The 14883-nt window shown below is 60.8% G+C and carries 6 protein-coding genes; 2 read left to right on the plus strand and 4 right to left on the minus strand.

The genetic code is table 11. From position 1 onward, the window contains the following. Positions 1 to 9: 9 nt before the first annotated feature. From AC3WMT_RS11375 to AC3WMT_RS11390, 4 genes are all read right to left on the minus strand, one after another. A complete protein-coding gene (locus AC3WMT_RS11375; protein ID WP_103304678.1) occupies positions 10 to 903 on the minus strand; it encodes a transglutaminase family protein in 894 nt (297 codons plus the stop codon). After that, entirely contained in the window at positions 903 to 3389 is a 2487-nt protein-coding gene (locus tag AC3WMT_RS11380; RefSeq protein ID WP_103304677.1) for a circularly permuted type 2 ATP-grasp protein, read from the minus strand. Before AC3WMT_RS11380 ends, AC3WMT_RS11375 begins: the two co-directional genes overlap by 1 nt. Before the next feature lie 88 nt (positions 3390 to 3477). Then, the gene (locus AC3WMT_RS11385) at positions 3478 to 6753 is read right to left on the minus strand and encodes a transglutaminase family protein (protein ID WP_103304676.1); all 3276 of its coding nucleotides are present in this window, start codon (positions 6751 to 6753) and stop codon (positions 3478 to 3480) included. 349 nt (positions 6754 to 7102) lie between these two features. After that, positions 7103 to 9415, minus strand: a complete 2313-nt coding sequence (locus AC3WMT_RS11390; protein WP_103304675.1) for a YgiQ family radical SAM protein — start codon at positions 9413 to 9415, stop codon at positions 7103 to 7105. Between the two features lie 224 nt (positions 9416 to 9639). Here AC3WMT_RS11390 and AC3WMT_RS11395 point away from each other — a divergent pair, with 224 nt between their 5' ends. Together AC3WMT_RS11395 and AC3WMT_RS11400 are read left to right on the plus strand one after the other, a co-directional pair. Then, positions 9640 to 12237, plus strand: coding sequence for a hypothetical protein (locus tag AC3WMT_RS11395; protein WP_146041244.1), 2598 nt, complete (start codon positions 9640 to 9642; stop codon positions 12235 to 12237). A 42-nt stretch (positions 12238 to 12279) separates the two neighbouring features. Then, positions 12280 to 14856 (plus strand): hypothetical protein, encoded by a 2577-nt coding sequence (locus tag AC3WMT_RS11400; RefSeq protein WP_103304673.1) that lies wholly within the window; start codon positions 12280 to 12282, stop codon positions 14854 to 14856. Positions 14857 to 14883: the final 27 nt, after the last annotated feature.

Here is a 14883-nt window from a genome sequence, read left to right on the forward strand (position 1 = left end):
AATTCGTTATCACTCATTCAATGGCATTACCGTAACGCGGACCTCGGGATCGTGGCTGCCGCCACCGAGTATCACCCCACGCAACGGCGAAACATCGGAAAAATCCCGCCCCCACGCCAATGTGATGTGCTCCAGCGCGGGCCGCACGTTATTGGTCGGATCAAAATCCACCCAGCCCAGTACCGGGCAAAACACCGAAACCCACGCATGCGACGCATCGGCACCAATCAGCCGTGGCTGCCCCGGTGGTGGCTGCGTGAGCAAATATCCGCTGATGTAACGCGCCGCCAACCCTCGCGAACGCAAACAGGCCAGCATCAGGTGGGCGAAGTCCTGACAGACACCACGGCGCCGCTCCAGCACTTCCACAAGTGGCGTTGCCACCTGGGTCGCTTCGGCATCAAAAGTGAATTCGCTGAAGATCTTCTGCATCAACGCCTGCACGCCCAGCATCAAGGGCTGGCCCGGTGGAAAACAACTCTGTGAAAACTCGACGAAGCTGCGTTTCAAATGCACGTACGGCGACTGAAAACGGTAGCGGCACGCCTCAAGCAACTCGGCAGACAACGGCTGGCTGCTGTAGGTCAGCGCATTGCGCGTCAGCTCCCACGCCGGCGACTGAGTGAAATCCAGCGCCGGCCGCGCCAGCACTTCGACGGTAAGGCGAGCATTGACCTGCAACTCATCATGCGGTCGCTCGAACGCCAGCCGGGTCAGCGGATTGCCGAACACATCCAGCTCATCACGCCGAGCCGTCGGCTCCGGGCTGATCAGCAATTGCTGCTCGGTGCAGCGCTGCCAGCTGCACTCGCGCGGCCACAGGTGCGCCAGTTGCTGCGCCAGGGAAACCGGGCTGTCGTAGTGATAACAGGTGTCGTGAAAGATTTGGTAATGCGCGCTCATCAGACGGACACCGTACGCTGGCTGACATCATCGACGTGGGCGAAATGGCGCAGGGCCAGGCGATCCGACACCTGTCCGCTGGCATCGGCAATCTCTTGAAGCAGATCCGCCAGGCCATCGAGTGCCGCACGAACGCTGGACTCGCCGAACAACGGATTCTCCAGGCAGCCCAGATCAAATCGCGCCAGATGCTCGACCAGTTGCGGCAATCCGGTTTCCCGTGGCACGCCGAAATCATCGTTCAAGCGCTTCAAGGTGCGGGTCACCAGTTTCAACTGGAACAGCACCGCATGCGGGTTCTGTTCATCGAGCAGCAACAGGTCGAGCACCGGAATTAATTGAGCCACCGCCAGATAACGGGAACGGTAGGTGATGCTGCTGTTGCCCAACTCCAGCAGCCATTCAAGACCTGCCTGATCAAACGCCCCGGCCCCGCGCAGGAACGCCGCCAGACTGCTGCTGAGAAACTGCAGGCGCTCGATGCGCCGACCGATCATCAGGAAGCGCCAGCCTTCGTCGCGGGTCATGTCGTCGAGCGCGAAACCCGATAGCGCCGCCAGCGACATCACCAGACGGTTGAGAAAATCCAGCAGTTCGCCGAAGTCCGGCTCGTCGGTGTCCAGCTCCATCGCTTCGCGCTGCAATTCGACCAACGCCTGCCAGTTCTCCCGCGAGAGCTTGCCGCGCACCTGCGAGGCCGCCCACTGCAAGCGTTGCAGGTTGGAGCGCAGGCTGAATGACCAGTCCTCGCCCAGCAACGCCGCCAGCAATCGCTCCGGCAACTCGCCCTCCTCCGGCAGCAGCATCAGGCGCTCGCCCAGTTCGACAGCCGCCTGTAAGGCTTGCGGATCGTCGCCATCGACATAGCGCGCGAGCATGATCCGCAGCAGTCGCGCACTGTCATCGCAACGCTCGCAATAACGCCCGAACCAGAACAGGTTTTCCACCACTCGCGATGGCAAATAGGGATCGCGGCGCACCAGATCGTGCACGCCGACATTGCGTTGGGTTTTCCATTGCTCGCCACTGGGCGGTCGATCACCCAGCACCCACGTGTCCTTGCTCGCGCCGCCGCGCTGCATCGACACCACTTCGGCATCCGCCTCGGCAGCCACGCGGGTCAAACCACCGGGCAGCACTCGATAACCTTCTTGACTGGCTGTAGCGTAAACACGCATGCCGATGGCTCGCGGTTGCAGCTGTCCGTCCTCGGCCTGCCAGATCGGCGCCTGCGACAGCTGGGCCAGTTCTTGCGCTACATACGCATAAGGTCGCGCCTGCATGCGCTCGGCGAGGGACTGGCGCTGTTTTTCACTCAGATCACGGCCAAATACCGGTGCGAAGCTTTGTGAGGGAAACGCCGGTTTGATCAACAGCTCAGGCAGTTTTTCCAGCGCCTGGGCCAATACCGGCGCCTCGCCACACCACCAGGTCGCAATGGACGGCAGAATAAGTTCTTCGCCGAAGAGGAATTGGTTGATCCTGGGCAGAAAGCCGAGCAAACCCGGCGACTCGAGCACACCGCTGCCGAGCGCGTTGGCGACCAGTACCCGTCCCTGGCGTACCGCCTCAAGCAAGCCGGGAACGCCCAGCGCAGAGTCCGTGCGCAACTCCAGTGGATCGCAGAAGTCGTCATCGAGCCGGCGCATGATTGCGTGTACCCGGCGCAGGCCGCTGAGGGTTTTCAGGTACACCGTGGCATCGCGCACCGTGAGGTCGCCGCCCTCTACCAGCGGATAGCCGAGCTGGCGCGCCAGATAAAGATGTTCGAAATAGCTTTCGTTGAATCGTCCCGGCGTGAGCAATACCACCAGCGGCGCGTCATCGTCGCAGGGTGCCTGCCGGACCAGGGTTTCCTGCAAGGTGCGAAAGAACCCCGCCAGATGCTGCACCTTCAGATCACGGTACAACTCGGGGAAGGCGCGGGAGACGATGGTGCGGTTTTCCAGCGCATAGCCCGCGCCCGACGGCGCTTGCGTGCGATCTGCGGTGACCCACCAGCGCCCGTCCGGCGTGCGCGCCAAATCGACTGCGTATAGATGCAGAAACGCTCCTTCCGGCGGCGCGATGCCCTGACAGGGCCAGAGAAAATTGTTGTGCCCGAACACCAGTTCCGCCGGCAGCAGGCCTTCGCTGATCAAGCGTTGCGGCCCGTACAAGTCGGCCAGCACGGCATTGAGCAACCGCGCCCGCTGGGCAATCCCGGCCGACAGTTGCTGCCACTCATCCGCCGCAATCACATGGGGCAGCAGATCCAGCTCCCACGGGCGATCTGCACCTTTGGGGTCGGCATAGACGTTATAGGTGACGCCGTTTTCCTGAATCTGCCGCGCCAGCAACGCCTGACGCTGCACCAGTTGAGCGGGTGTGCTGCGCTGCAATTGATCGAACAGCCGTTGCCAATGCGGACGCACCGCACCACTGCTATCAAGCAGTTCGTGATAAGTGCCCGCCGTCAGCGGGTAGCGGTCTAGCAGGTCAGGCATGGAAAGCTCGGCAGACAGCAAGGAACGGTCAGACTAACGCAGGCACATGACGCGCGGATATACGAAAAATCCGCGTGTCGCGTGCGATTCAGAAACGTCGTAAATCGAGAGTCATGGGTAGCTCGTCGGAGATGGTCAGATCAGGTACAGGAAGTTTCCCAGGCGTGTGTCCGATCCGGAAAAACCGCGCCATGCGCCGGCTCTCCGCTTCGTTGGCGTTTACCGGCAGCGTCTCGTAATTGCGCCCGCCCGGATGGGCGACGTGGTATTGGCAACCACCCAGAGAACGGCCCATCCAGGTGTCGAGCAAGTCGAACACCAACGGTGCATGTACCGCAATCGTCGGTTGCAAGCAGTTGGCCGGTTGCCAGGCGCGATAACGCACGCCTGCCACGAACTCGCCAACACGCCCGGTCGGATGCAGCGGCACCGCAACGCCATTGCACGTCAGCAGATAGCGCTGCGGCGGCAAGCCCTTGAGCTTGACCTGCAAGCGCTCCAGCGATGAATCGACGTAACGCACCGTGCCGCCCGTCGCACCCTCCTCCCCCAGCACATGCCACGGCTCCAGCGCCTGACGCAGCTCCAGTTCGATACCGTTGACGGCGTAATCGCCGACCTTGGGAAAACGAAACTCCAGATGCGCCGCAAACCATTCCGCCCGCAGCGGATAGCCAGCGCTATTGAGCTCGACGATCACGTCGGCGAAATCCTGCTCGATGAAGTGCGGCAGCATGAAGCGGTCGTGCAACTCAGTGCCCCACCGCGCCAGTTTCGGCGGCGCATACGGCTCGCGCCAGAAGCGTGCAACCAGCGCCCGCAGCAACAATTGCTGAGCCAGGCTCATGCGCGCATGCGGTGGCATTTCAAAGGCGCGCAATTCCAGCAGGCCAAGCCGCCCGGTAGCGCCGTCCGGCGAATAGAGTTTGTCGATGCAAAACTCGGCTCGGTGCGTGTTGCCGGTAACGTCGATCAGCAAGTTGCGCAGCAGGCGATCCACCAGCCACGGTGCACATTCCTCACCTGGCTCGGGCATCTGCGCGAAAGCGATTTCCAGTTCGTACAGTGCGTCGTTACGCGCTTCGTCGACCCTCGGCGCCTGAGATGTCGGGCCGATGAACAACCCGGAAAACAGATACGACAACGACGGATGGTTGTGCCAATAGCTGATCAGGCTGCGCAGCAGATCGGGACGGCGCAAAAACGGCGAGTCCCCAGGCGTCGCGCCACCGAGGACGAAGTGGTTACCGCCGCCCGTACCGGTATGGCGACCGTCGATCATGAACTTTTCAGTGGTCAGGCGCGTCTGCCGCGCCTCTTCATAGAGAAACTCGGTGCGCTCGACCAACTCATCCCAGGTCGCTGACGGCTGCACGTTGACCTCGATCACGCCCGGATCCGGGGTGATGCGAAAATTACTCAGACGCCCATCACTCGGCGGCTCGTAGCCTTCCAGCAGCACCGGGCAATGCAATTCTTCGGCGGTGGCCTCGATGGCCGCGACCAACTCCAGATAATCCTCGACTCGCTCCAGCGGCGGCATGAACAGGTACAAGCGCCCTTCGCGGGCCTCGGCGCAGAACGCGGTGCGGGTCAGCCAATCGGCGGACTCGTCGATCTGCGGCGCACGCTCGTCCGCCGTTGCCGTTTCGCCATGACTGTTGAGCTGTGCGGTATCCGGCAGCGCCGGGAAGTCCTGATTCGGGTCCTGAGCATGAATAAACGGATACTCGGCCGCTTTTACCCAAGGCTGCGAGCCCAACGGCAAACGGTAGCCCAGCGGTGAATCCCCAGGCACCAAGCGGCAATGCTCGTCGCGCAGATACCAGCGCCCGCTCTGCCATTGATCGCCCTTGGCGGTGCGTGCCAGCGGTAGCACTTGGCCGATCACCTTATCGAGGCCCTGACTGAAGACCTTGCGCAGCCGCGCACGCTCCAGCGGCTCTTCCAGACGCGAATCTTCGGCGCTGACGTTGCCGGGCAATGTGCCCTCGCGCCAGAGGTAATAGAAATTGTCCTCGTAGGCCGGGAATACAAACCGCGTGGGAATTTTCAGGCGTTCGGCGACGCTCCTCAGAAAGCGTCCGGCCAACTCACCATCAGCGCCGTAATCTTGCTGTTCGTCGGCAATCAACGCGGCGTTTTGCCAGATCGGCACGCCATCGCGGCGCCAATAGCAATTGAGCGACCAGCGCGGCAGTTGCTCACCGGGGTACCACTTGCCCTGGCCAAAATGCACCAGACCTTTGGGGGCGTAATGCTTGCGCATGCGCTGGAACAGCTCTGCAGATAGGCGGCGCTTGTCCTCGCCCAAGGCAGCCGTGTTCCACTCGGCGCCATCCGGGTCATCGATTGACACAAAGGTCGGCTCGCCGCCCATGGTCAGACGCACGTCGCCGTCCAGCAGGTCAGCGTCGATCTGCCGGCCCAGGGCTTGAATCGCCAGCCATTGCTCGTCGGTATAGGGCTTGGTGACACGCGGCGCTTCCCAGATCCGTTCAACCGACATTTCGTGGCTGAACTGTGTCTCGCAGGGTTCGACCATCCCGCTGATCGGCGCTGCCGAGGACGGATCGGGACTACAGGCCAGCGGAATATGTCCTTCACCGGCAAATAACCCGGAAGTGGCATCGAGGCCGATCCAGCCTGCGCCCGGCAGATACACCTCACACCAGGCGTGCAGGTCGGTGAAGTCAACCTCGGTGCCGGACGGGCCGTCGAGGCTTTTCACGTCCGCCGTCAGCTGGATCAGGTAACCGGAGACAAATCGCGCCGCCAGCCCGAGATTGCGCAGCAGTTGCACCAGCAGCCATGCCGAATCGCGGCACGATCCGGAGGCGTGTTCGAGGGTGTGTTCCGGGGTTTGTACGCCCGGCTCCATGCGGATCAGATAATTGATGTCTTCGCTCAGACGCTGATTGAGCGCGACCAGAAAATCCACCGCAGGCAATGGCGTGCGGTCGATGCCGTCCAGATAGGCCTGGAACTTTGGCGTCAGCGGCAATGTTTCGAGGTATGGCGCCAGCTCTTTGCGTTCATCGGTAGCGTAGGTGAACGGGATTTTCTCGGCATAGGGTTCGAGGAAGAAGTCGAACGGGTTGAACACCGCCATCTCGGCCAACAGATCGACTTCGATCCGTAGCTCATCGGTTTTTTCGGGGAATACCAGCCGGGCGAGGTAATTGCCCTGCGGGTCTTGCTGCCAGTTGATGAAATGCTGCTCGGGCGAGACTTTCAGCGCATACGAGAGAATCCGCGTGCGGCTGTGGGCGGCCGGGCGCAGGCGGACGATCTGCGGGCCGAGTTCGACAGCGCGGTCGTAGCGGTAATGCGTGACGTGATGCAATGCGACATGAATCGACACGGCGTGCCTCCTGCGAGCCTAAGCGTATTCGAAAGCGCGCAAGACTTATGCCATGCAGTGGCTTGGGCGCTTTCCTGGAATGCTTAGGGGAGTACAGCACCAAAATCGGGCGATGCGGGGAAATGGTTTGGCGAGTTTGCGCCTAAATGTGGCGAGCAGGTGTTTATGGGGTGTCTGACCTGACGCCATCGCTGGCAAGCCAGCTCCCACAGATTTCTCTGTCGCCCATAGAACCGTGGCCACTAAAGATCCCTGTGGGAGCTGGCTTGCCAGCGATGAGGCCAGTGGTAACAACACATTTCGGGAGACCTGAAATGCCAAACGCCAACCCGAAGGTTGGCGTTCTGTTTTAGCGCGGTACGACCGGCTTGCGAGCCGGCTTCGGCCCTTTGCCCTTGGCCGCGTCTTTACGCTCCTTGGCGGCCTGCTGGTTGCGGGCAAATGCCGCAGCCTTGGCCTGTTCACGCTTGTCCCAAGGATTACCGCCATCACTGGCACGCGGCGGCAGACCGGTGTGCTGAGTGAGGATCTTGGTGGTCTTCTCTTTGCCTTCCTTCGCCACTTTATGGCTGCCGGCCGGCGTCGAGTTTTTACGACGGGCGCTCTGGTAGCTGTCGGTGGCCGGCTGATGCAGCGGGATCAGCTGATCCTTGCCCGGACCGATCAGGTCGCTACGGCCCATGCGTTGCAGCGCTTCACGCAGCATCGGCCAGCCTTTCGGGTCGTGATAACGCAGGAACGCCTTGTGCAGACGACGCTGCTCTTCGCTCTTGACGATGGTCACGCCGTCGCTCTTGTAGGTGACCTTGCGCAGCGGGTTCTTGCCCGAGTGGTACATCGCGGTGGCGGTGGCCATCGGCGACGGGTAGAACGCCTGCACCTGGTCGGCACGGAAACCGTTGCCCTTGAGCCACAGGGCCAGGTTCATCATGTCTTCGTCGGTGGTGCCCGGGTGGGCGGCGATGAAGTACGGAATCAGGTACTGCTCTTTGCCCGCTTCCTTGGTGTACTTCTCGAACATGCGCTTGAACTTGTCATAGCTGCCGATGCCCGGTTTCATCATCTGGTTGAGCGGACCTTCCTCGGTGTGTTCCGGGGCGATCTTCAGGTAACCGCCGACGTGGTGGGTCACCAGCTCCTTGACGTACTCCGGCGACTCGACCGCGAGGTCGTAGCGCAGGCCGGAAGCAATCAGAATCTTCTTCACACCCGGCAACGCACGGGCGCTGCGGTACAGCTGAATCAGCGACGAGTGGTCGGTGTTCAGGTTCGGGCAGATGCCCGGGAACACGCACGAAGGCTTGCGGCACGCGGATTCGATTTCCGGCGTCTTGCAGGCGATGCGGTACATGTTCGCGGTCGGGCCGCCGAGGTCGGAAATGACGCCGGTGAAGCCCGGCACCTTGTCGCGGATCTCTTCGATTTCGCGAATGATCGACTCTTCGGAACGGTTCTGGATGATCCGGCCTTCGTGCTCGGTGATCGAGCAGAAAGTGCAGCCGCCGAAGCAGCCACGCATGATGTTCACCGAGAAACGGATCATGTCGTAGGCCGGGATCTTCTCCTTGCCGTACGCCGGGTGCGGAACACGCGCGTAAGGCATGCCGAACACGTAGTCCATTTCTTCAGTGGTCATCGGAATCGGCGGCGGGTTGAACCAGACGTCGACTTCGCCATGCTTCTGCACCAGCGCACGGGCGTTGCCCGGGTTGGTTTCCAGGTGCAGCACGCGGTTGGCGTGAGCATAAAGAACGGCATCGCCACGGACCTTTTCTACCGATGGCAGACGAATCACGGTCTTGTCGCGGGTCATGCGCGGGCTGGCCAGGATCTGCACGACCTTGGCTTCCTGCGGATCTTCGACCGGACCCTTTTCCTGCTCGATGGCGCAGGCCTGAGTGTCCTGGGTATTCACGTACGGGTTGATGATCTTGTCGACCTTGCCCGGACGGTCGATGCGCGTGGAATCGACTTCGTACCAGTCTTTCGGCGTATCGCGGCGAATGAACGCGGTGCCGCGCACATCGGTGATGTCTTCGATCTTGTGCCCGTAGGACAGACGCTGGGCGACTTCGACAATCGCGCGTTCGGCGTTGCCGTACAGCAGGATATCGGCGCTGGCATCGATCAGGATCGAGTTACGCACGCGATCCTGCCAGTAGTCGTAGTGGGCAATGCGGCGCAGAGAGGCTTCGATGCCACCGAGCACGATCGGCACGTGCTTGTAGGCTTCCTTGCAGCGCTGGCTGTAAACCAGGCTCGCGCGGTCCGGACGCTTGCCGGCCATGCCGCCCGGGGTGTAGGCGTCGTCGGAGCGGATTTTCTTGTCGGCGGTGTAGCGGTTGATCATCGAGTCCATGTTGCCGGCCGCGACGCCGAAAAACAGGTTCGGCTCGCCGAGCTTCATGAAATCGTCTTTGGACTGCCAGTTCGGCTGCGCGATGATCCCGACGCGGAAGCCTTGCGACTCCAGCAGCCGGCCAATGATCGCCATGCCGAACGATGGGTGATCGACGTAGGCATCTCCCGTAACAATGATGATGTCGCAGGAATCCCAGCCAAGCTGATCCATCTCCTCCCTGCTCATCGGCAGGAACGGCGCTGGCCCGAAACATTCGGCCCAATATTTTGGATAGTCAAATAACGGCTTGGCTGCTTGCATGTCGGACGACCGGTGTTGAGATGAAAAATCGCGGGCGCGGAATATAGCACAAAATTTGACCAATTCCGACGGCAATGGTCGGTTTCTCTCTGGGCTCGTGCCATTGGCCCAAAAACCGCCCGACCGCGCACATTTCTGCACCGCGACCCGCGCCAGTCGAACCCGATACACCGTTGCCCTCCGGGGCATCGCGCCCACTACGACAACCCTTCAAGGATGAAGAAATGTCACCCAAACCGCCCACTAGAGGCACTGTCACCGTAGAGATCCACGCTCGCCCCGGCGAACCGGCAGGCGGGTCTGCGCCAAGGCGCGATACAACAACGCCTGTCGATTCCAGCCCCGCGACGGCGATAGCGGCACCGCGTGTCGTGCGCCCGGGCAGAACACCGGCCGCCGTCGACCTTGATGCAATCCAGCCAGTGCCCGCCATCACCATCCAGCCAACACCCGCGCCGCTGCCCGCAGCCGCACTCGGGGCAATGCCGCTGACGCATTACCGGATCAGCACCGATGCGCATCTTCCGCCAGCCAATGAGCAGGGCTTGCGAACCTACAAAGGTCGCCAGTACGTCGATGTTCCCGGCGGCACCGTACAAGTCGCGGCAATTGCGGAAAACGGCCCGTATCGCGCCCGGCTGGCGAGCGAGCTGAGCCCTTCCGGGCCCGTGCTGGTGAGGGCCGCCGACGGCAAACTCTGGCACCCGTCAGTGGAGCCTGCCGCCGAGATGTTGTATTCGTTGACCGAAGCACGTCTGCAAGGCTTTCTCACGGATCTGGACTTCACCGATGTCGAGCCCGACAGCCATGGATTGCACAGCTTCGACAGCAAACGCTACGCGGTGATTGAACGCCGCGCCTATCAGGTTCTGCATGATCCCGAGGCCTCCACCGCGCAGATTTCGGTGATGCGTATCGTGCGCCCCGACGATGCCGTCGCCGCAGACGGCGACAACCGCTTTGTCGCCACACGCCCGGGAAGATCCGAGCCGATCGTGTTCGATGAACAACACGGCTGGCGGGGCATCGTCATTGCCGGTGCAGGCGGGATGCGCCGCTCGAAACCCGACAAGGTGCAACGTCTTACCGCAGCTGATCTGATACTCGAGTTGCAGACCCAGACCGAGTTGATCCATCAGGGCGCAACGCGTATTGACGATCTGGACGCTGCCTGGCGTGTGGTGAAAGGCACAGAACTCGAGAAAGGCGCACTCGTCCAGCTCGAAGTACAGCTTCATCGACAACTGGCAGCGTTGGAGAAGGCCGCCAACTTCTACATCAATGAACGGGATACCCTGCAACCCCTCAAAGGCAGCGCCCTCTACGCCAGCGACCTGCACAACATTCAGAAAAAACGCATTGAAGCCTATACACGGCTCATGAGTGCCGGTGATTCGCGCAAACGGCTGGACATCTCTTTCTACAATGATCCTTTCGAGGCCTATCGCTCGACGGTCAATTACCTGAAAAGCAAACTGGCCCTGCTGGAAAAGCGCCAGCAGATTGCCCTCGACATACTCAAGCGAACGCGTGCGTCGGAAAGCGAACTGATCGACATCGGGTTCTACCCGACAGAAATCCATGAGACCAAGGCGTTCTGGGTCGATGCCAAAAGCCGCTTGCTTACCGATGTGCCGATTACCGACAACAACTTCAAACCGATCCACCTTGCTTACGCTTTTACCGAAACAACGTTTGCCTTTCGTGACATCGACAGTATCCCGGTGGCGGCACGCATCGCGGTGCTGAGCAACCTGGTCGACCAGTGCGCGGCGATCAGAGCCTCGTACGAAGACCTCGAACTGCCACCTGGGCCGGTGCATGCCAGCTCGCGGCAGGAAATCATCGACGCCATTCAGGCCTTTGAAAACACCCTCGAAAACCGCATCGCTGTCGATCACCGCGACCTTGAAAGAACCACGTCGCTGCCATCACAGGATCAGTCGATCGATTTCGACTTCATTCCTGCACAACGCAAAAACCAACCGGCACCGCAAGCGAAAAGAATGTTTCGCAGCAAACACCACGGTGTCTACAAGATCCGGGTCGGACAGACACGCCGCAACGCCTTGGGCGAAGAGTTGATCGATGTCATGGATCCGCACAACCCGGCAAAGGTCATGCAAACCTACGAGCGCCGCGAAGGGGAATGGCAGCGATTGGTGGCCACGCAAGAAAGAAATCTGTCGACCCTGATCACCCAGGCCAGCGTGCATCTGGAACAGACCGAGACGCACCTCAATACCGCCCGCAAGGATGAGCGGGCAAAACGCAACGCCACCAACATCGTCGAGCAACTGGGTGATGCCGCCGAAGCGCTAGACGACCTCGGTCAACAGATCGAACGCGCGCCGAACCCGGCGAAAAACGACATCGCCGTGCTCGTTCAGCGCCTGCGGCAAGACAGTGAGCGCTTGCGCCGCGAGGGCGAAGACATCCGGATCCGCTTGTACAAGGACAAGTCCTTTCTGAGCGCCGACCGAGTGGCGTATCTGATCAGCCAGGATCACCTGAGCGTGAGCAAAATCCAGGTACGGCTCGAGCAAGGCAGGGGCAAGTACAAACACTTCATCGATATCTATTCGCTGAACGACAGGCATACGGGCGAGCCGTTGTGGCAGGCGCATTTCCATTACGAAAAACGCAACAGCGCCGCGCTGGATTTCATGGTCAAGGGCGGCCACCTCAAGACCCTTGCACAAAGCGCGACGGGCAGTAACTCGCAACGTCGGGATGAGCAGGCCGGGCGGCCGCATGTGGCGATCTGGCGGGAAACCCTCGATGGTCGAACGGCACAGAAAATCTTCGAACTGGCGCCCTGAGACCGTTACAAAAACCAGCCCCCCCTCTTCAAGGATGAAGACATGTCACCGAAACCACCCGCAAAAGGCGTCACCCGCGTAGATGTCCATACGCGCCCTGGCGAACAGCCAACCGGCCCTGTACGGCGCCCGATTGACTCCCACACCGCACGCGCTGTGCGTACCACTCAACGATCGGACAGCACGCTGGCCGACGCTGACCTGGAGGCAATCACTCCAGCGCCAACCGTAAGCATCAGTCAGCCTTTATCCACCCCTGAAGTGGTCAATCCGGCATCGCAACAACCGCTCAGGCATTACTGGATCAGCGCCGAGGCCCAGCTTCCGCAAGCTGACGCCGAGGGATTCAGGACTTTCAGGGGACGTCGTTACGGCAATGTGCCGGAGGGCGGCGTCGTGCATATCGTGACCGAGCCGGAAACAGGCCAGTACAAGGCAAAACTGCCGAGCGAATTGCAGCCTTCTGGTCCGATGCTGTCCTACGACCTCGGCAGTCAGCTGTGGCGCCCGCTGGCTGACTTTGCCCCGATCACCTACCCGTTGCCGATCGGTCGCCTGCTGGGTTTTCGCACTGACCTGGATTTCACCGGCGTCGAGCCCGGCCCTGACAAGCTGCATCGCCATCAGGGAAAACTGTACGTGGTGATCGACAAGCACGCGTATCAGATTCTCCATGATGAGGATTTTTCCTCGCCGCAGACACCGGTCAAGCGCATTGTCCGGGCAGAGGATGCTGTCGCCCGTGACGATCAGAACCTTTACGTCGCGACACGCCCGGGCCGCTCGGAGCCGATTGTCCACGACGCGGTGGAAGGCTGGGTGGGCATTCTGGTCGGTGGCATAAGCGGCATGCCGAGGGCCAGAAAAAGCAGCATCGCGGCAACGGCAGTGGCCAGTCTGGAGCTGCGCCTGAAAAACGACACGGAGGCGATCAATCAGGCGGTAGTGGATTCCAGGCAACTGGAAACCGAGTGGCGCGAGGCAAAAGGCAAAGAGGGCGAAAGAGGCGCAGCGATTGCGATGGAAGTACAGATTCGCCGATTGATGCTTCTACTGGATGACTCCGCCAGTTTTTACCTGAACCAGCGCGAGGCGTTGGCCATGGTCAAAACCAGCACCGTCTACAAAAAGGAGTTGATCGAAAGGCAGATAGCGCAAATCGCTGCCTACACCCGCCTGATGTTCGTCAGGGATGCGCGGCACATGCAGGAACTGCGCACGCCCGTGGATATTCTCGAGGCCTATCGCACGGCCGCGACCTATCTGGCGAACAAACTGACGCTGATGGAAAAACGCCAGCAAATCGCAAGTGACGTCCTCAAAAGCTCGCCCTCGTCACAGAGTGAATTGACCGAAGTGGGTTTCGACCCCACTGATATTCACGCCGTGACCGCACGCTGGGTTGATGCGCGCAGCCGTCTGCTGACGGAAGTGCCGATGGGTGCAGATTTTGTTCCGGCGCAACTGGCGATCGCGTTCTCGGAGGCGACCACCGCTTTTCAAGCCATCGAGCGCATGCCCGACGACGCCCGAATCGCCGTACTGAGCATGTTGCTGGACCAGTGCGCGGCCATCCGCGCTTCTTACGAACGTTTTTCCCTGCCGCCTGATCCAGCGCATGTGAACTCGAGAAACGAAATCACCCAGGCGATACGAGCCTTCGAAAATGCCCTGGAAGAACGCCTGACGCGCTACCACCATGATCTGGAAAGAACCATGGCGCTACCGATCCACGACCAGCCCATCGACTTCGACTTCATCCCGGCCCAGGAGCGTACCGGGGTAACGCCACCGCCCAAGCGAGTATTCCGCGCCCGCCATCATGGCAACTTCAAGATCTGTATCGGCCAGCCTCGGCGAACCCCGGCGGGCGATGAAGTGATTGATGTGATGAGCAGCGACAACCCGACTCAAACGTTGCGAACTTATGAACGCAAGGAAGGCGAATGGCAAAGGATCGTCGCAACGCAAGACAAGACCCTGGGCGCCCTGATGGCAGAAGCCGACGACAGCCTTGCAGCCGTCGAGGCACACCTGGCCAGTGCCCGCCAGGACGAGAGAGCGAAGGAAAGCGCAGGCAACATACTCGATGCACTGGGTGCCAAGGCGGAAGAACTCGATGACTTGCGCGTGCAGATCGAACAGTCGCCCAACCCGCTCGCCACCGATTTAGAGCCGCTGATCCAGCGCCTGCGCCAAAGCAGTCAGCGCTTGCGCAGCGAGGGCGAAGACATTCGCGTACGCCTCTATAAGGACAAAACCGTTCTGAGTGCCGACCGGGTGGCGTATCTGATCAGCCACGGTCACCTGAGCGTCAAGCAGACCCACGATCGGGTCGAGCGAGGCAAAGGCCAGCAAAAGGAATTTCTCAGCATCTACTCGGTGAATGACAGGCAAACCGGTGATCCCCTATGGCATGTCCACTTTCATTATGAAAAGCAGGACAGCCCGGCGCTGAACTTCAAGGTCAAGGGTGGCCATCTGAAAACCCTCGCGCAAAGCCGATCCGGCGTGACATCGCAGCGTCTGGATGAACAGGCCGGCAGACCTCACGTGCGCATTTGGCGCGAAACCATCGATGGCAGGACCGCGCAAAAAATCTTTGATCTCGCGAACTGAACAATTGCACCGACCGGCACAGCAGTG

Source organism: Pseudomonas sp. FW305-7, from assembly GCF_058786735.1.